20 protein-coding genes are annotated in these 16,120 nt (G+C 44.3%); 6 read left to right on the top strand and 14 right to left on the bottom strand.

What is annotated here, in order from left to right; genetic code table 11:
* Nucleotides 1–118 precede the first annotated feature (118 nt).
* From RFK25_RS06315 to RFK25_RS06300, 4 genes are all read left to right on the top strand, one after another.
* Nucleotides 119–397, top strand: a complete 279-nt coding sequence (locus tag RFK25_RS06315) for a hypothetical protein (RefSeq protein WP_332412383.1) — start codon at nucleotides 119–121, stop codon at nucleotides 395–397.
* A 442-nt stretch (nucleotides 398–839) separates the two neighbouring features.
* A complete protein-coding gene (locus tag RFK25_RS06310) occupies nucleotides 840–1,244 on the top strand; it encodes a hypothetical protein (protein ID WP_332412381.1) in 405 nt (134 codons plus the stop codon).
* Between the two features lie 149 nt (nucleotides 1,245–1,393).
* On the top strand, nucleotides 1,394–1,576 hold the full coding sequence (locus RFK25_RS06305) for a type II toxin-antitoxin system HicA family toxin (protein WP_105109363.1): 183 nt from the start codon (nucleotides 1,394–1,396) through the stop codon (nucleotides 1,574–1,576).
* Between the two features lie 46 nt (nucleotides 1,577–1,622).
* Nucleotides 1,623–2,075 carry a type II toxin-antitoxin system HicB family antitoxin gene (locus tag RFK25_RS06300; RefSeq protein WP_332412378.1) on the top strand — a complete coding sequence of 151 codons (453 nt, stop codon included), beginning with the start codon at nucleotides 1,623–1,625 and terminating at the stop codon, nucleotides 2,073–2,075.
* 361 nt (nucleotides 2,076–2,436) lie between these two features.
* On the opposite strand, the gene RFK25_RS06295 is transcribed toward RFK25_RS06300, so the two are convergent.
* The 7 genes from RFK25_RS06295 to RFK25_RS06265 all read right to left on the bottom strand — a co-directional run bounded on the left by RFK25_RS06295 (nucleotide 2,437) and on the right by RFK25_RS06265 (nucleotide 8,378).
* The gene (locus RFK25_RS06295; protein ID WP_332412377.1) at nucleotides 2,437–3,231 is read right to left on the bottom strand and encodes a hypothetical protein; all 795 of its coding nucleotides are present in this window, start codon (nucleotides 3,229–3,231) and stop codon (nucleotides 2,437–2,439) included.
* Nucleotide 3,232: 1 nt separating this feature from the next.
* On the bottom strand, nucleotides 3,233–3,550 hold the full coding sequence (locus RFK25_RS06290) for a PadR family transcriptional regulator (RefSeq protein ID WP_332412376.1): 318 nt from the start codon (nucleotides 3,548–3,550) through the stop codon (nucleotides 3,233–3,235).
* A 14-nt stretch (nucleotides 3,551–3,564) separates the two neighbouring features.
* Nucleotides 3,565–3,708 (bottom strand): hypothetical protein, encoded by a 144-nt coding sequence (locus tag RFK25_RS06285; RefSeq protein WP_332412374.1) that lies wholly within the window; start codon nucleotides 3,706–3,708, stop codon nucleotides 3,565–3,567.
* A gap of 131 nt (nucleotides 3,709–3,839) precedes the next feature.
* On the bottom strand, nucleotides 3,840–5,852 hold the full coding sequence (locus tag RFK25_RS06280) for an ABC transporter permease (RefSeq protein WP_332412373.1): 2,013 nt from the start codon (nucleotides 5,850–5,852) through the stop codon (nucleotides 3,840–3,842).
* A gap of 1 nt (nucleotide 5,853) precedes the next feature.
* Nucleotides 5,854–6,612, bottom strand: coding sequence for an ABC transporter ATP-binding protein (locus tag RFK25_RS06275; protein WP_332412371.1), 759 nt, complete (start codon nucleotides 6,610–6,612; stop codon nucleotides 5,854–5,856).
* 97 nt (nucleotides 6,613–6,709) lie between these two features.
* A complete protein-coding gene (locus RFK25_RS06270; protein ID WP_332412369.1) occupies nucleotides 6,710–7,702 on the bottom strand; it encodes a sensor histidine kinase in 993 nt (330 codons plus the stop codon).
* A complete protein-coding gene (locus RFK25_RS06265; RefSeq protein WP_332412368.1) occupies nucleotides 7,695–8,378 on the bottom strand; it encodes a response regulator transcription factor in 684 nt (227 codons plus the stop codon). Before RFK25_RS06265 ends, RFK25_RS06270 begins: the two co-directional genes overlap by 8 nt.
* Nucleotides 8,379–8,513: 135 nt before the next feature.
* Between RFK25_RS06265 and RFK25_RS06260 the strand changes: the two genes are divergently transcribed.
* Nucleotides 8,514–9,707, top strand: coding sequence for a DUF2974 domain-containing protein (locus RFK25_RS06260; protein WP_332412367.1), 1,194 nt, complete (start codon nucleotides 8,514–8,516; stop codon nucleotides 9,705–9,707).
* A gap of 1 nt (nucleotide 9,708) precedes the next feature.
* On the opposite strand, the gene RFK25_RS06255 is transcribed toward RFK25_RS06260, so the two are convergent.
* From RFK25_RS06255 to RFK25_RS06225, 7 genes are all read right to left on the bottom strand, one after another.
* The gene (locus RFK25_RS06255) at nucleotides 9,709–10,833 is read right to left on the bottom strand and encodes an aminotransferase (RefSeq protein ID WP_332412366.1); all 1,125 of its coding nucleotides are present in this window, start codon (nucleotides 10,831–10,833) and stop codon (nucleotides 9,709–9,711) included.
* Nucleotides 10,834–10,980: 147 nt separating this feature from the next.
* Nucleotides 10,981–11,742 carry a nuclear transport factor 2 family protein gene (locus RFK25_RS06250; RefSeq protein WP_332412365.1) on the bottom strand — a complete coding sequence of 254 codons (762 nt, stop codon included), beginning with the start codon at nucleotides 11,740–11,742 and terminating at the stop codon, nucleotides 10,981–10,983.
* Nucleotides 11,743–11,752: 10 nt separating this feature from the next.
* Complete coding sequence (locus RFK25_RS06245; protein ID WP_332412362.1) at nucleotides 11,753–13,267, bottom strand: ABC transporter permease/substrate-binding protein; 1,515 nt, start codon at nucleotides 13,265–13,267, stop codon at nucleotides 11,753–11,755.
* A complete protein-coding gene (locus tag RFK25_RS06240; RefSeq protein ID WP_332412361.1) occupies nucleotides 13,267–13,998 on the bottom strand; it encodes an ABC transporter ATP-binding protein in 732 nt (243 codons plus the stop codon). The genes RFK25_RS06245 and RFK25_RS06240 overlap by 1 nt, the downstream gene beginning before the upstream one ends.
* Complete coding sequence (locus RFK25_RS06235; RefSeq protein WP_332412359.1) at nucleotides 13,991–14,440, bottom strand: MarR family winged helix-turn-helix transcriptional regulator; 450 nt, start codon at nucleotides 14,438–14,440, stop codon at nucleotides 13,991–13,993. Before RFK25_RS06235 ends, RFK25_RS06240 begins: the two co-directional genes overlap by 8 nt.
* Entirely contained in the window at nucleotides 14,415–15,404 is a 990-nt protein-coding gene (locus RFK25_RS06230) for a zinc-binding dehydrogenase (protein ID WP_332412358.1), read from the bottom strand. Before RFK25_RS06230 ends, RFK25_RS06235 begins: the two co-directional genes overlap by 26 nt.
* A gap of 71 nt (nucleotides 15,405–15,475) precedes the next feature.
* The gene (locus RFK25_RS06225; RefSeq protein ID WP_332412356.1) at nucleotides 15,476–15,847 is read right to left on the bottom strand and encodes a macro domain-containing protein; all 372 of its coding nucleotides are present in this window, start codon (nucleotides 15,845–15,847) and stop codon (nucleotides 15,476–15,478) included.
* On the opposite strand from RFK25_RS06225, the gene RFK25_RS06220 reads away from it, so the two are divergent.
* Nucleotides 15,828–16,109: a winged helix-turn-helix transcriptional regulator gene (locus RFK25_RS06220; RefSeq protein WP_332412355.1), complete on the top strand. Its 282-nt coding sequence runs from the start codon at nucleotides 15,828–15,830 to the stop codon at nucleotides 16,107–16,109. The genes RFK25_RS06225 and RFK25_RS06220 overlap by 20 nt on opposite strands.
* The last annotated feature ends 11 nt before the right edge of the window (nucleotides 16,110–16,120 follow it).

Here is a 16,120-nt window from a genome sequence, read left to right as displayed (position 1 = left end):
AAGAATATGGATGTGCAAAGTACACATCAACAGTTTCCAAATCTGATAGTGAACTAAACTCAGAACCATTATCTGCTGTGATGGATGCAATGTCTCTATTTTTTTAGATAATAGCAAATTGAATGAATTACACGATTATACAGAGCAGGAAAATTTGAAGCTATTTCCAGAATGGGAAAAACACATAAAAGCACTAGAAAGATTAAAAGAACAGTCTATTGAATTGGTATCGAACTATGAAAACGTTTCTAACCTTTTCTTCAAAGAAGACCGCCAAGCAGGTAACCACTTAATTACTGCACCATGGGAATATAAAGGTTATGATTTAACAGGAATTGACCTACAACCACTAAAAAATAGAATCGAGTCCGCTAGAGAAAAAGGTTTTATAAAATAAATGTATAACAATAAAAACATTCTAAAAATAAAACGTTGACATCGCAGCCAGAAAACATATAGGGGGGTACCACCCTCCCCACCGCCTCGGCGGCCCTTCAAGCCGTCACTGTACTTTTTTTCGCCTGCGAGGGAAAAACAAAGCGAAGGAGTTTTATTAAATGTATCGAATATGTAACAGATGCAAAGAGGAAAAGCCTTTTACTGAAGAATACTTCCCAAAACATAAACGCAAAAAACATGAGCTTGACACAACTTGCTTAAGCTGCAAAAAGGCCCGTGATAAAGCAAATTATGAACGAAAAAAGGAAAAGATTTTAGAACGTAAAAGACTAAGCTATCTTAAAAAGAAAAACCTAACCAAATAAAAAAAGCCAGTACGCTTGTACTGACTGTGATATAAAATAACTCTAAAACTATTATATCACACAGAGGTACGTGGCGTGGATCTAAAACAATTAGCAAAAAAGAAACTGAAAGAATTTCATAGATGGTGCAGAATTGCTAACCTATTTCATGAATCAACAGAGAGCTTTGACAATTGGCTGATACCGTCTTTAGAATTTGATCCAGAGGATTACAAGCTAGGTAAGCACAGTTGGCAACGTGAAGCTCCTGAAGAAGTGAATGAGATTATAAAGGCAGTCAATGCAATAGCTAGACCAAGGCATCGAGCTGTACTCATCATGAGTTATATATCACCCGAAAAGATACGATCAGCAGAGCAGGCACAACGTCTTGGCATTAAGTTAGCCACTTACTATACAGATAAAAACAAGGCGCTGCAAGCCTTTGCTGATTTGTATCGAAATGGCGCACTATTGCAGTACCTGGACGGTGAGCCATAGCGTTCTATTTTATCATTTTGCTCATTTTGAGCGAATAGCAACCGCCTAGCATAGTCTATTTTGTCAAATTGGCGATTTTAAAAAATATCTTTTTAGTTGAATACGTGTAACACGTATGATATAATAATCTTGTCAGGAGGTAGAGCGCTATGCCGATGACACAAACAGAAATGGTTAAACTTTTGACGGCTGAGGGCTGGAAACAGGTCAAGGGCGGAAAGGGGTCACATGTCAAGATGGATAAGTCAGGACACAGACCGATAACCATACCGCATGGAGAACTTAACAAGTACACCGAGCGGGCAATTTTAAGACAAGCAGGTTTACGCTAAAGCGGTTTGACCGCTTGTCTTTTTCAACTTTCGGAGGTTTTCCACTATGCTTGCAACTTACCCAGCTTTATTTTATTATGACGATACAGACGGCACTGTTGCCCCTTATTTTGTACATTTTCCAGACTTTGAACACTCAGCAACGCAAGGCGAGAGCATGGCGGACGCTATGGCAATGGCTAGCGATTGGCTTGGGGTCATGCTTGCGGATATGATTGAAAATGGGGAAGAAATTCCAGCACCGTCTGACATTAACAAGCTTTCACTAGTTGACAATGACCCTTTCAAGAATGACCCAGAATTTTCAGAGAGTTATGATCTTACTAAGTCATTTATTTCTTTGGTTGTGGTGGATGTAGCTGATTATTTAGGTAGCCAAGAGCCAATTAAAAAAACGTTAACTATACCACGTTGGGCAGATAGATTAGGCAGAGAGTTAGGGCTTAACTTTTCCCAAACATTGACCGATGCTATCGCGGAAAAGAAATTACAAGCATAAGTATATTCTGAATACAGTAAAACACAGTAGAATACAGTAAAACATGGTATAATACACTTATCAGCAATCAAAAAAAGCGCATCAATTTGATACGCTAGTCCTTGCCTGCTGAACTCATTATTTTTAGGTTATCGCCCTTTGATAACCTTTTTTTCTTTGTGAAATTTGTTCACCTTTTTGTTCACCTTGAGGGGGAACATAAGGAAAACTAAAGAAATGGAGTTTTTTCAAAAAGTCAGTAATATCAAGGGTTTAGGAGCTATAAAGACATATAAAGTAATGTGTTTTTCAAAATCTCTTCAAATGTCATTTGAAACTCCTTGTTCTTTTATCTTTCAACCATTATACCAAAAAATCGCTTCTATTTCGGTTTCCTCACCAACAAAACCACACTTCCAATCCAAAAGGCCATAGCTGGCAGAATGAGCAACACCAGATTGAACCAAACTGGGACGGTCATGACCATATTCACCACACCGCCAACAATCATAAAGAGATAACTAGGCATAAAGACATAGCGGACCAACTTTTCCTTTTGGAAAAATAGCAGAGCGAGACCGAGCAAGGTGAGTGGTACTAGAAGCCCCCAGCCAGTCAAGACTAGGTCAGGTTCCTTGGGGATTGCCCAAAGACGAAGTCCACAAATCACGAGAAAAAGAAGGGGAAAGCAGAGAAAGCTTGCCCAAACCTTGATTTTGCTGGTCTGGTAAATCAGACCGCGAATGATGAGGAAAATCCCTGCTGGCAGGAGGAAGCTGAGAGCCATGTCACACACCAATCCCAGCCAGTTGAGCGAAATGGTGCCTGTCCCTGCAAAATCCATCAGCCATTGGCTGCCGAGGTAGATGATCAGCATGAGGCCGCTTAGGTTTGCGACTTCTATGAAACCAATCGGAGGGAGGTAGCTGAGTAGGTCGTCTGCCATTTGCTTGCTGTCCTTGCCCAAAAAATCCTCCGCAGAAAGCCCGTCTTTTTGGGCTTCAAGAACATCTTGGTAAATGGATAAGAGCTGGGCAGTCACTGCTTCTTCCTGCCTGTGAAAGACAGAGGCAATCATCATATAGCCATTGATACGGCCCATGTATTCCTTGTTTTCCTTGGTCAGCTGGTTTTCAATCACTTCAATCTGCTTGCGGTATTCCATTTGTTTGCTCATCTTATTCTCCTTTCACTTTCTCCACTTTTTCGACGAGTTCTCCCCACTGGACCCAGAAATCGTCTAAATAGCTCTGCCCTTGGTCCGTCAAATAAAAATACTTCCTGTCTGGTCCGTCCGAAGATGGTCTTATCTCTCCAAGGATATAACCATGCTTCTCTAATTTTTGCAAGAGGGGATAAACTGTTCCGCCAACCATGTTTTCAAATCCTGACTGTCTTAACTTTTGGACCAATTCATAGCCATAAATCTCTTCTTGAGCAATGATTTCTAAGACACAGCCATCCAAAACCCCTTTTAATAATTGCGTTTCTCTCACAAGATTCTCCACTTTTATTCATCATCTGAAACAAGGCCTGTTAGATAGCACAGACCAACGACCGCCATTGGAATACCTATCAGCCACGATTTCGTAAGAAAACCTATCACAAATGCATTCACAATAAAAATGATTCCAACTATTTGATTTGTTTTCATGTCAATTCCTCCTAGTTTGTTTTACCTATTAGTTTGTATCTATAGTCTAACACAAGTTAACTAGTATGTAAAGCAATGTAGTGAAGTTTTTCATAAAATTTAAAAATTAAAAACTTGGGTTGCCCCAAGTTTTAGGAAATAATCCTCTTATATGATCCTGTGGTGATGAGATAAACCAGCAGATAAAGTAGGAAGTAGCCCAGACAAATCCCTGCCGTTACTTTCAACATCAACTCTGCATTGACCACACCAATAGACAACAAGATAGACGAGAGCATCTTGTAGGCAAAGCTGAGGTGGACAATAGCCAGCAAGACTGGTAAAAAGAACACTGTCAGCAATTGCTTGCGAATGGACTGTCTGGTCTGATCCTCATCCAGACCAACCTTAGTCATAATGACGAAGCGATCTCTGTCTTCATAGCCTTCTGAAATCTGTTTGAAGTAAATTACCAGCACCACCGCCATCAAAAAGATGAGTGATAGCAAGAGGCCAATGAAGAAAAGTGAACCTGCAAAACTGAAGAAACCACGCATGGCATAGGCACGATAGGCGAGACTGATGGCGTTGGTTCCATCAGGTAATATATTGGACTCCCAAAGCTCACTTTCAAAACTTCCTGATAAAAAGATGTCATGGCTATCTACCTGCTCTTCTTCTGATAGACTGCTTTCAAAGCCCATATAATAGCGATTTTCGGCTTGATTTTCAAATATTGTCAAGTCTTGAACAACAATGACCAGATACTGGCTGAGAAGGAAGGAGCCATGGTCTGGTAGATGTCCTAAAGTCACATTCTTGGGCAAGACTTGGACAACTTCCATCTCCTTTTCATCAAAGGTGAGGGTTTGACCCGCTTGATACTGGACTCCCTTACTATAAATGGCTACTTGATCACTTGACAACCGGAGTTTTTCTCCCGTCATCTTTTCATAGGTGCCTTGATCAATGATTAAACCGATACCTATGCGGTCAGAGAAAGAGATGCTAGAAGCTTCTTCATCCGTCAAAAATCTTACTTGCTGATTTGTCACCTCAGAAAAATAGGCTTGCTGGTAAGGATAGACAACCTTACTTTCAACTGGAATATCTGTCTCTTCCAAGATAGCTTCCGCCCACTCCTCCCACTTCTCCGTTTGAGCTTTTGAAGTGGCTGGCTGCATTCCAACATCGATCGAATAATCATTTGGATTCTGGTTAGCAATGTAATCCTTGCCACCGATGTAAATATTGAGTCCTCCAACCATGGTCACCAAGAACATACTGGAGAGGATAGTAATGGTCGCAAGGCCCAGAGCATTTTTCCGCATACGGAAAATCAAGTTAGACACAGAAATAAAATTCTCTGGCTTATAATAATAGGTCTGACGGTTCTTTAGCCAGTTTAAAAGACTGATAACACCTGCGTGGAAGAGCAGGTAGGTCCCAAAGATAACCAGAAGAGTCGCTCCAAAGAAACTCGGAACCGCCTGAAAGGGATTGGTCACTAGCTGGGCAATGGTATAGCCTGCCCCCAATAGGATAAGGGCTAAGAGGGTTTGTAGCCAGAGGAAGCCTGTTTTCTTGTCCCCACGCTTCTTGCCCTGAACCAGTTTGAGAGAGTCGGTCAAGCCCAGTTTTCCAATATTAAAGAGGCTGACCAAAGCAAAAATCCCAAAGAGATAGATAAGTACAGTAACCAGACTTTTCAACTGGAAAGTTGAAGCTAGGACAACAGGCATCTGCATGACCTTGAGCAAGAGGGCGTAGAAGAGTTTATCTAGAGCCAAGCCCAGCAACAAGCCTGTTAAAATACTACTGGCTGCAAAAACTAGATTTTCTAGAAAAGTCATCAGGAGGAGGTGTTTTTTCTCCAAGCCTAGAATACTATAAACACCGAACTCTTTTGACCGCTGCTTCATGACAAAGCTATTGGCATAGAAAACCATGATGGCAACTGCCAACATGACCACAATCATACCGAAGCCCAATACCATGGTTACCCCATTAGCTCCCTTGACCTGACCTAAATCAGGATGGAAGGCAAGCGCGGTGAAAATATAGGAAATGGCTGTGGACAAGATGGTCATCAGGGCATAGGGAAAATAGAGCCTGCGGTTCTTTTTGAGATTGGTCAGAGCCAATCGAACAGTTAGTCCAAACATACTACTCACCTCGATTCGCCATCAGTGTCAAGGTATCTGAAATCAGCTGATACATTTCCTGATTGTTTCTTTCACCTCGGTAGATTTGATTGTAGAGGATACCATCCTTGATGAAGAGGACCCGTTTGGCACGACTGGCTGCCGCTGTCGAGTGGGTTACCATCAGAATGGTTTGCCCCTCTTGGTTGATTTTTTCAAAGATATCGAGAAGAGTTGCCGTTGATTTAGAGTCGAGGGCCCCAGTCGGCTCATCCGCTAAGAGAATTTCTGGCTGGGTAATGATGGCACGCGCCACCGCAACCCGTTGCTGCTGACCACCCGAAATCTCGTAGGGCATCTTGTCTTGCAAGGTCGCAATTCCTAGGCTATTAAGCGTATGAATGAGTCGCTTGTTCATCTCATCAATTGGATAGCGGGATAGAACTAGAGGCAAGAGCACATTGTCCTTGACAGAGAGGGTGTCCAAGAGATTGAAATCTTGGAAGACAAAGCCCAATTTCTCCCGACGAAAGGCTGCGGCTTCCCTGCTCTTAATCGTTTCTGTATTGACACCATTGAGCAAGACCTGACCCTGCGTTGGCTTATCAAGGGTTGCCAATATATTGAGCAAGGTGGATTTTCCAGAACCAGACTCACCCATAATGGCGACATATTCACCCTTTTCCACTGTAAAATGAATATCCTTCAAAGCCTCGACCTGACCAGCCTTAAAGCGGGAACTGTATATCTTTTGTACGTGTTGAGCATCTAAGAGTGTCATTACTACAACCTCCTTTTCTTTTTCTACCCCCATTCTAACTCATCCTCCGACAGTCTGCCATAGCCTTAGCTTTCATTTAGGTGACAGTTTTGTAAGATTAGTCAAAAATCAACTCCACTTCTTTGATACCGATTCGCACCTCTGTCCCCTGACCCACTTTTGATTTTAGCTTTAGGGAATAGCCCAGCTCCGCAGCAATTTTCCGTGAGAGGTAGAGCCCCAGACCCGAAGATTGCTGGGTTCTACGACCATTGAAACCTGAGAAACCACGCTCAAAGACCCGTTCCAAGTCGCTTTCAGCAATCCCAATTCCCGTATCACGAATAACCAAATCATCTCCGTCCAAAACAATCGAAATGGTCCCTTCCTGACAATACTTGAGGGCATTGGATAAAATTTGCTCAATCAAGAGACCCAGCCAGCGCTTGTCTGTCTTTACGATCCTACCCAGCTGTCCCAAGTCCAAGCTGGTATTGGCCTGAATGAAAAATAGGGAATATTTCTTGACCAGACTTCTGACCAACTCTTCCAAATTGACGGATTCTATAACCAAATCATCATGAAAGGACTGTAAACGGAGGTAGTTCAATACCAAACCAGTGTATTGTTCGATTTTAAAGAGTTCTGATTCCAGCTGGTGACGAACTGGACTACTATCTACTTCCTTAACCAAGAGCTGACTGGCTGCAATCGGCGTTTTCATCTGGTGTGCCCAGAGGGTGTAGTAGTCATCTAATTCTGTCTGTTCCTGTCGCTGTTTTTCCAGCAGGAGCTTGTTTTGGACTTCTAGTCGCTCCACTTGTTCCTGCAACAAACGCTCACTGGCTGTCCCAGTATTCACTTTCTGACCACGCCAGATTTTTCCAAAGCGGGAAAACTCCCTGACAAAATCCAAGAGGAGTGCGAGAATCCAACAAATACTGAGGAGGAGGATGGCATATAAAATCAGGTTACTTTTGATGTCAAAGAGGCTACTATAAGCCAGAATAGCCACAGTAAAAACGGCGTAGGCTATCAGAAAAATCAAGCGATGACCAAGCCATGAGATCAAAAATCCTGGTACTAATGAGCCAAAATCACCCTTATTCATATGTCCATACCAGGCCGTAGCCCACTCCTTTCTTAGTCGCAATCACATCTGGCAGCCCAAGTTCAGCCAACTTTTTACGCAGGCGAGCGATGTTAACCGACAAAGTATTGTCATCCACAAAAATATCACTATTCCAGAGTTCTCTCATCAACTCCTCGCGGCTGACCACTTCCTTACCATGTTCAAATAAAACGCGTAATATCTGAAATTCATTTCGCGTCAGCTCTTCCACAACCTGTCCATAGGACACCTGCATGGTCTTTAGGTCTAGGGAAACTTCTTCAAACCAGAGTACACTTTGTTCTCCGACAAAGTCATAGGTTCTTCTGAGAAGCCCCTGTACTTTGGCCAGGAGAACCGTCATTTCAAAGGGCTTGGTCACATAGTCATCCGCCCCCATATTGATCGCCATAACAATATCCATTGGCTGGTCATGGGAAGACAGAAACATAATGGGCACACGGGATGTCTTGCGAATTTCCTGACACCAGTAATAGCCATTGAAAAACGGCAGACCAATATCCAGCAAAATCAAATGGGGCTGAAAATCGCTTATTTGGTCCAACACCGTCTGAAAATCCTTGACCTCTTGCACCTGGTAACCCCAGTTTGTAAGGTTCTTAGCAACTAATTGACTGATAATTCGGTCATCCTCAACCAGAAGAATTCTCTGCATAACATTTTCCCTCTCTTACTATATACTATTTATTATAGCCTAAATTTCAGTAAAAAAGGGGGATTTTCTACATTTCCAACCCAGATTTGTCTTTCCACACATATTTCGCTATACTAGAAAAAAGAAAGGATTGCTATGCCGAATTTACTGAACTACATCGAAGATACCCAATACGACAGCTTTTACGACCTGCCCCTAAACAAACTGGACATTTTGGCTCTGACCGAGCTTTCCTACCTACCTTTTGACAGACTGGTCCCCGCTTCCTTTACAGAAACTGGCATCCGGCTGGACCATCTGGCAGAGCAGTTTGAGGCCACCTATCAGAATGATTTCCCGCCATTTTCCATGGTGACCAAAAACCGCCTAGCCTTATTTGCCCTGCTAGCCAAATCCATACGCTTCAAGTCTATCAAGGCATTTGGCTTCGTTGACGACTATCAGTTGGACCAAGAACAACAATTCTCCGCTATCAGCTATCGCCTGGATAGACAGACCATCTTGACAGCTTTTCGTGGGACTGATGACACCATCATCGGTTGGAAGGAAGACTTCCATATGACCTATATGGATGAAATTCCTGCCCAACGTTCTGCAAGTGACTATTTAGAAAAGCTGATGGCTAGTCAAGAGGGAAATTTCTATATCGCTGGGCATTCAAAAGGTGGAAATTTAGCCCTTTATGCTGCCAGCCAGCAAGTCCCTGAGTTGCAAGAACACATCCTAGCTATTTATCCTTTTGATTCTCCTGGACTTCATAAAAAACATTTAGATGCCCCTGGCTACAAAAACATCCAAGACCGTATCCACCCTATCATTCCTCAAAATTCTATTGTAGGAATGATGTTGGAAACACCTAAAAACGCCCAAATTGTTCAGAGCAACACAGTCGGACTGCTCCAACACATCAGCTTTTCGTGGGAAATTGAAGGAAATGATTTCAAGTCAGCCCCCACCCTGACCAATGACAGCCTCCAAACCGACCAAACCCTAAAAGCCTGGACTGCTAGCCTGACGGATGAAGAATTGAAAGATTTCTTTGACCTCTTTTTCGGGATTTTCATCCAAGCAGGTATTGAGCGATTCAGCGACATAACTGTCAATCCCCTACAAAAATTACAGGAAATGGACCGAATAAGGAAAGAATTTTCTCCTCAAGAAGCTGAAATGATGGACAAGCTCATTCGGCTCCTCTTTGATACCCGCTACCAAATTTGGAAGGACAACATCAGTTCTGCCATTCCAAGTCCTGAAATCTCCCTACCTGATTGGCGGAAATTGTTCCAATTAGACAATCCTGAAAAAACGAAAACTAGCTCAGGTGACTGAACTAGTTTTTGTTATCGAATCTTCTTAAAAATTGAGATAGTTTTTCCAAACCCTTGATTAAGGTTTCTTTTTCACAAGCATAGCCCAGTCGGACATAGCCATCACGATCAAACCGATTGCCAGGCACTAGAAGAACACCGTATTCCTGCAGAAGTTGCAAGCAAAATTCTTCCATAGGCATATCCACTGCAATCTTGACAAAGCTAGTGGAAACAACAGCTGGTCGGATATAGGAAACTAAGGGTTCCTTCTCCATCCATTGGTCCAAAATTGCTAAATTTTCTTCTAAAATGCGCCGATTTCTTTTCAAAATCTCTTTGCGAGATGCCAGAGCGATTTGGGCCACCAGATCGTCAAAGACACCTGCACAAATCATGGTGTAATCCCGATAATCTCTCAGAATATCGGTTACTTGATGATTGGCAGCCACCCAGCCGACACGAATACCTGGCAGAGAATAGGTCTTAGACAGACTATTAATTGCAATACCCTTTTCATAGACTTCTATAATAGATGGCACATCCAGCTCAGAAAAGGAAAGATAGACCTCATCAGATAAGATATAGGCTCCTACCTCCCCAGCAATGGCTGCTAACTCCTCCAAATAAGCCCTATCCATAACTGCACCAGTTGGATTATTGGCATTATTGATGCAGATCATCTTGGTATTGGGACGAATGAGCTGACGCAGTTTTTCCAAGTCTGGCAACCAGCCATGCTCTTCCTCAATCTGCCACAAATCCACTTCTGCTCCCAAAGACGTTGGAATATCGTAGAGTTGTTGGTAGGTTGGATAGAGGGAAATGACATGGTCCCCTGGCTCAATCAAACCATAGAGAACCAGCAAGTTAGCACCGGTCGCTCCATTGGTTTGAAGGATTTGGTCTGGTCCTACATGTTCGTAGAGCTGACTGACAGCCTCTTTAAATGCTGGCGAACCTTCTATCCAGCCATAGTTGAGCTTGGTGCCCTGTAATTTCTTATAAAAATCCTCAGGATTGGTACCTGACAAGGCGAACAATTCATCTAGGGTTAAGGCAGAAATGGACACTCCTGCAATGTCATAGGTGGCACTGTTTTCGTGGACATTTAGCCACTCCTCAACGCCGAAACGTGGTAATTTCATTTTTATTCCAACTTCATTTTTTACTGACTATATTGTACCACATTCTCACAATAATTGTATAAATATGCGATATATCATAAATGGAATATTTTTTACAATTGAAAAAGCAGACTTTCTCAAACGAGACTGCCTGCCCCTCTTTTTCTCCTAAAACTTCCGTAGATTGGTCAAGTCTTTTTTCTCTGGCATGACTTCCTTGTTGTCCCAATGCTCGACAATCTTACCATCTTTGAGGCGGTAGATATCAAAGTGGGCGTAGTCCTGACCTGCAATCCAGACTTTCGAGTAAGCCACCACATAGTCACCTTGTCCCATCACCTTGAAGACAAAGTCGTAGGTGACTTGATTGTCGACAAGATAATCCTTATAGGCCGAACCGCCTTGGGCAATCTCTTGGTTGTGCTGAATCAGGTCCGCTGCCACATAGTCGTCAAACTTCTTGATTTCCCCATTTTGAAGGACATCGACCAAGAAACGACGGACGATTTTCTTGTTGTCCTCGGTCTTGTCTAGGTCTGTCAACTTAAAATCGGCATAAATCGGGTCTGTTTGGCCAATGTTTTTTGGATAGGCATCGATGACATCCCAATGCTCGACGATACGGCCGTTTTCATCTGAACGAAAGATGTCCGCCGTCACCCACTCAGCCTCACCGTCATTGAGTTTCTGGTGGACATGGACGAAGACAAAATTTCCGTCTTCAATGGCACGAACAATGCTGATTTCCCGCTTGGGATTGCGTTTAAAAAAATCCTCAAAGAAAGCCGCAAAGCCCTCTTTTTCATCCGGCACACCTGTACTATGCTGGGTGTAAGTAGCACCCATGTAGTGCTCATGGACTTCCTTGATTTCCCCGTCGCGAATGCCACGGAGGTAGAGATTTTTAGCATTTTCCAATTGATTTGACATAATTTTTCTCCTATTTTAGCAAATTTTCCTGCTCCAAATATTCCCTCGCCACTTCTTCTGCCGACTTGCCTTCCACATCGACCGCATAGTTCATCTGGGTCATTTCCTCGGTCGATATTTTGCCTGCCAAGACCCCTAGGACTTGCTCCAACTCGGGATATTTGTCTAAGGTTTCTTTGGTCAATAGCGGAGCGGCCTGATAAGGTGGGAAGAGCTCTTTGTCGTCTTCCAGGATTTTCAGCTTGTAAGTGACCACCTTGCTATCTGTCGAGAAGGCTTCGACAATCTGCACATCTCCATTTTTAATGGCTTCGTAGCGAAGGGCAGGCTCCATGGTTTTGACATTAAGATTGAGCCCGTACAGATTGGTCAGACCGACATTCCCGTCCTCACGATCATTAAACTCCAAAGAGAAGCCTGCGACAGCTGTCTGCTGCACTTTTGCCAAATCCGAAATCTTTTCAAGACCGTTTTTCTGAGCGTAGTCTTCCGTCACTGCCAAGGCAAAGGTATTTTGAAAATCCGTCGGAGCCAGATAAACCAAGCTATCCTGCTCCAAAATCGCTTCTTTTGCGTAGGTATAAACCTCCTCAGGATTGTTGGACAGGTCAGACGGCGGACTAGTCAAAAGAGTAGTCGTAATGGTACCAGTGTACTCAGGGTAAATATCAACCGAGCCTGACTTGAGGGCTTCATAGAGGAAGCTGGTCTTGCCAAAGTTTGGCTCGATTTCTACCTCGATATCGGTCTGGTCTTCAATCAAGAGCTTATACATATTGATGAGGATTTCAGGCTCTGCCCCTAGTTTCCCAGCGATGACTAGCTTTTTCGATGACGATTGGTTGAGCGGAACATAGCTAGCTCCGACTGCCAAAAGTGTCACTAAGAGAGCCGCCAGAATGGTACGAGGCTTCTTGTCCTGCAAGAACTTGATGACTGAGCCAAAGAAGACTGCCAAGACTGCCGACGACACCGCCCCAATCAAAATCAGGGCCGAGTCATTGCGGTCAATTCCCAAGAGGATAAAAGAGCCCAAACCGCCCGCACCGACCAAGGCAGCAAGTGTTGCCGTTCCAATAATCATAATGGACGCCGTCCGAATGCCAGACATGAGAATGGGCATGGCCAGAGCCAACTGAAACTTACGCAGTTTTTCTAGCTTGGTCATTCCAAAGGCTGTCGCAGCCTCTTCCAGCGAGGGATCGATTTCCGAAAGTCCGGTCAAAGTCCCCTGTAAAATGGGAAAAATCGCATAGATGACCAGAGCCACCACCGCAGGCAGCGTGCCGATGCCCATAAAGGGAATGAAAAGCCCCAAAAGTGCTAGGGACGGAATAGTTTGGAAGACCCCTGTCACCTGCAAGCTCCACTCGGTCAGTTTTTTCTTGTTGGACAAGACCAAGCCCAGCGGTACCGCAAGGGCGATAGCGATGATTAAGGCCAAGAGGGAAATCCGCAGGTGCTCAAAGAGGGCTGTCAGCCAGTCCGACTTGCGTTCTAGAAAGGTTGCAATCAACTGATCCATTAGGCACCTCCCCGATTTTTCATAAATTCGCTGACAAAGGCATTAGCAGGCTGGTTGCGGAGCTCATCAGGCGTTCCCAATTGAACTACTTCTCCTGCCTTCATCAAGCAGATACGGTCTGCCAGTTTGACTGCCTCATCCATATCATGCGTCACGAAAACCGTTGTCATCTTGAATTCCTCATGCAAGTCCTTGATCAAGTCCTGCAACTGCCCCTTGCTGATTGGGTCCAAGGCTGAGAAAGGCTCGTCCATGAGCAAGACCTTGGGATTGGCAATAATAGCTCGCAAAATCCCAATCCGCTGCTTTTCTCCCCCAGACAAGTCCTTGGGCAGACGGTCCAGATAGCTGTCTGGATCCAAGCCCACCTTGGTCAAAAGCTCTCTGGATTTTTTCAAGGTTTCTTCCTTGTTCAAGCCCTTCATTTCAGGAATAAGAGCGATATTTTCAGCCACTGTCATATTTGGAAATAAAGCAATCTGTTGCAGAACGTAGCCTGTTTCCAAGCGTAGCTCACGCAGGTCGAAGTCTTTCAGCCGCTTGCCCTGAATCCGAATATCTCCGTCTGTCTGCTCGATCAGGCGGTTAATCAATTTCAGCGTCGTTGTTTTTCCACTACCGCTTGGTCCAATCAAAACAAAGAATTCTCCCTCTTGAACGTCAAAAGTCAAGTTCTTCAAGATTGGTCCGTTGACCTGATAGGTCAAGGACACATTTTGGTACTCAATCATTCGTTTCTCCTCCTATGATTTCTGTCAAGGCCTGTCCATAGCGACCAAAGAGGTCCAGTAACTGCTCCTGTTCTTGCAAGCTGAACTGGGACAGGGCTGTTTTTTCTGCCTCTTCTAAGGGGTCCAAAATCCGACTGGCATAGACACGGCCAGCCTCAGTCAATTTGACCTTCTTATGCCGTTTGTCTGCTGGATTTTCCTCAAAAAAGACATAGCCCTTATCCAGAAATTTCTTAATAGTGGCATTGACCACTTGCTTACTAGAGTAAGTCTTCTTACTGACCAAATTCTGTGTCAAACCTCCGGGATTATAATAAAGCCACATAAGGATCGATAGGCACTTGCCGTTGAGGCTCTGCCGCCGTGCATAACCCTCGTAGAGCCCGACCTGCTGGTCAAAGATACGGGCCAAGTCCTTACTCCGCTGTCTCAATTCTGTCATCATCTTCCTCCCTATTCAATACAATCACCTTACCTAAAGCCTCCGTCCCCTCTAAATAGCGGTGAGCCTCCTGTATGGTATCCAAACTAAAAATCTTCTCAGGCCCAACTGGCACCTGATAACGAGCTAGGTAGTCAAACATCTCCTGCAACTTGTCCTGATTGACATTCCCCGAATAAAAAGTAGTCAAATAGACATTCTGCCGCAACTGCTCAATGGGGTCAAAGTCCTCCAGATACCACTTGCCACCCAGCTGCCCCGTCGAGCAGATGATACCACCCTCCTCCAGATGAGCCAGGGAATCCGCTAGAGTAGCAGGACCAACCAGCTCAAGAATCTTGCTGAAGGTCAGGTCCGTCTGCAATCGCCCCTCTTTTTCGAGGATGACTTGGCTAAAACCAGAGGTAAGCAGTTTGTCCATCTTTTCTAGCTTGCGGACAGAAGCGTAGATAGGCAGGTCTGGAAACTGGCTCCGCCCCAATTTGACAAAGGCCTGTCCAACCCCGCTAGCCCCCGCACGCACCAAGATGCGGTCTGAAGGTTCTAGCTTGAGATTTTTCATAGAACCGTAGGCAGTGTAGTAGGTTTCAGGGACGCTAGCTAGCTCCGCCCAGCCCAAATCAGTCTGGACAGGGTAGAGGATTTGATTAGGCACCAAGGCATACTCTGCATAGCCACCGTCAAAGGCTCGCCCCAGCTCGCCCATTATAGATACAACCTTTTGCCCGACTGGTAACCTGTCTGGCTCTGTCGTTTCCTCAATGACGCCGACCAATTCAATCCCCAAAATCCGTGGAAAGACCACGCTTGGTGACAGACCCTGTCTAGTAAAAATCTCCGAATGATTGATACCAAAGCCTTTGATTTTTACCAAGGACCAGCCTGTTTTCACCTGCGGTTTAGCAACTTCTTTTACTTCCAAAACCTCTGGCCCACCAGCTTTTGAAACCACAACAGCCTTCATAGGAACTTCCTTCCATTAGTAAAACTTTTTTACTATTATAACAGAAAAAGAGAGATAGTCAATATTTTTGACTATCTACTTCCTAGCAATTCTTGATAAATCTCTCTATCCTCATCTTTGAAGACATTGAAAATGACCTGTAATTGCGGGTGGTCGTGAACAAACGCTCTCACAGTTTTGATTGCAATTTCCGCAGCAAGCTTTTGCGGAAAACGAAACTCGCCCGTACTGATGCAACAAAAGGCTATGCTGGTCAGCCCCTTTTCCACAGCCACTTCCAAACTTTTTTGATAAGAGGAGGCCAGCAATGCTTCATCTTGTGGACGGACCTCCGCCTGAATAATCGGCCCAACCGTGTGTATGACATAGTTAGCGGGAAGATTGTAGGCTGGTGTTATTTTTGCTTGCCCTATTGAAACAACCTTGCTACTGATTAGTAGCAAGTGGAACATTCTCATCCTACGCGACCTCATGGACGGCACCAAACGCTTTAGCGAATTACAACGTTCCATTGGCTCCATTAGCCAGAAGGTCCTGACTAGCAACCTGCGAGACCTTGAAGCCAAAGGCATTGTGAAACGCCAGGTCTATCCAGAAGTCCCTCCCCGTGTAGAATATTCTCTGACAGAACTGGGGCACTCTTTGAAACCCATCCTTGATTCTATGTGGGACTGGGGAGAATGGTACAAAACACAACAAAACTAGCCTAGAATCTT

Origin of the sequence: Streptococcus sp. SS-4456, assembly GCF_036680365.1 — a bacterium.
Taxonomy (GTDB): Bacteria; Bacillota; Bacilli; order Lactobacillales; family Streptococcaceae; genus Streptococcus.
Note: the sequence above shows the minus strand (reverse complement) of the source record. Positions and strands in the feature narration are given on the sequence as shown.

Bases quoted from the DNA above. Each gene is read 5' to 3' on its own strand.
- RFK25_RS06305 (WP_105109363.1), top strand. From the start codon at position 1,394: ATGCCGATGACACAAACAGAAATGGTTAAACTTTTGACGGCTGAGGGC.
- RFK25_RS06300 (WP_332412378.1), top strand. From the start codon at position 1,623: ATGCTTGCAACTTACCCAGCTTTATTTTATTATGACGATACAGACGGC.
- RFK25_RS06295 (WP_332412377.1), bottom strand. From the start codon at position 3,231: ATGAGCAAACAAATGGAATACCGCAAGCAGATTGAAGTGATTGAAAAC.
- RFK25_RS06285 (WP_332412374.1), bottom strand. From the start codon at position 3,708: ATGAAAACAAATCAAATAGTTGGAATCATTTTTATTGTGAATGCATTT.
- RFK25_RS06280 (WP_332412373.1), bottom strand. From the start codon at position 5,852: ATGTTTGGACTAACTGTTCGATTGGCTCTGACCAATCTCAAAAAGAAC.
- RFK25_RS06275 (WP_332412371.1), bottom strand. From the start codon at position 6,612: ATGACACTCTTAGATGCTCAACACGTACAAAAGATATACAGTTCCCGC.
- RFK25_RS06270 (WP_332412369.1), bottom strand. From the start codon at position 7,702: ATGAATAAGGGTGATTTTGGCTCATTAGTACCAGGATTTTTGATCTCA.
- RFK25_RS06265 (WP_332412368.1), bottom strand. From the start codon at position 8,378: ATGCAGAGAATTCTTCTGGTTGAGGATGACCGAATTATCAGTCAATTA.
- RFK25_RS06260 (WP_332412367.1), top strand. From the start codon at position 8,514: ATGCCGAATTTACTGAACTACATCGAAGATACCCAATACGACAGCTTT.
- RFK25_RS06255 (WP_332412366.1), bottom strand. From the start codon at position 10,833: ATGAAATTACCACGTTTCGGCGTTGAGGAGTGGCTAAATGTCCACGAA.
- RFK25_RS06250 (WP_332412365.1), bottom strand. From the start codon at position 11,742: ATGTCAAATCAATTGGAAAATGCTAAAAATCTCTACCTCCGTGGCATT.
- RFK25_RS06245 (WP_332412362.1), bottom strand. From the start codon at position 13,267: ATGGATCAGTTGATTGCAACCTTTCTAGAACGCAAGTCGGACTGGCTG.
- RFK25_RS06240 (WP_332412361.1), bottom strand. From the start codon at position 13,998: ATGATTGAGTACCAAAATGTGTCCTTGACCTATCAGGTCAACGGACCA.
- RFK25_RS06235 (WP_332412359.1), bottom strand. From the start codon at position 14,440: ATGACAGAATTGAGACAGCGGAGTAAGGACTTGGCCCGTATCTTTGAC.
- RFK25_RS06230 (WP_332412358.1), bottom strand. From the start codon at position 15,404: ATGAAGGCTGTTGTGGTTTCAAAAGCTGGTGGGCCAGAGGTTTTGGAA.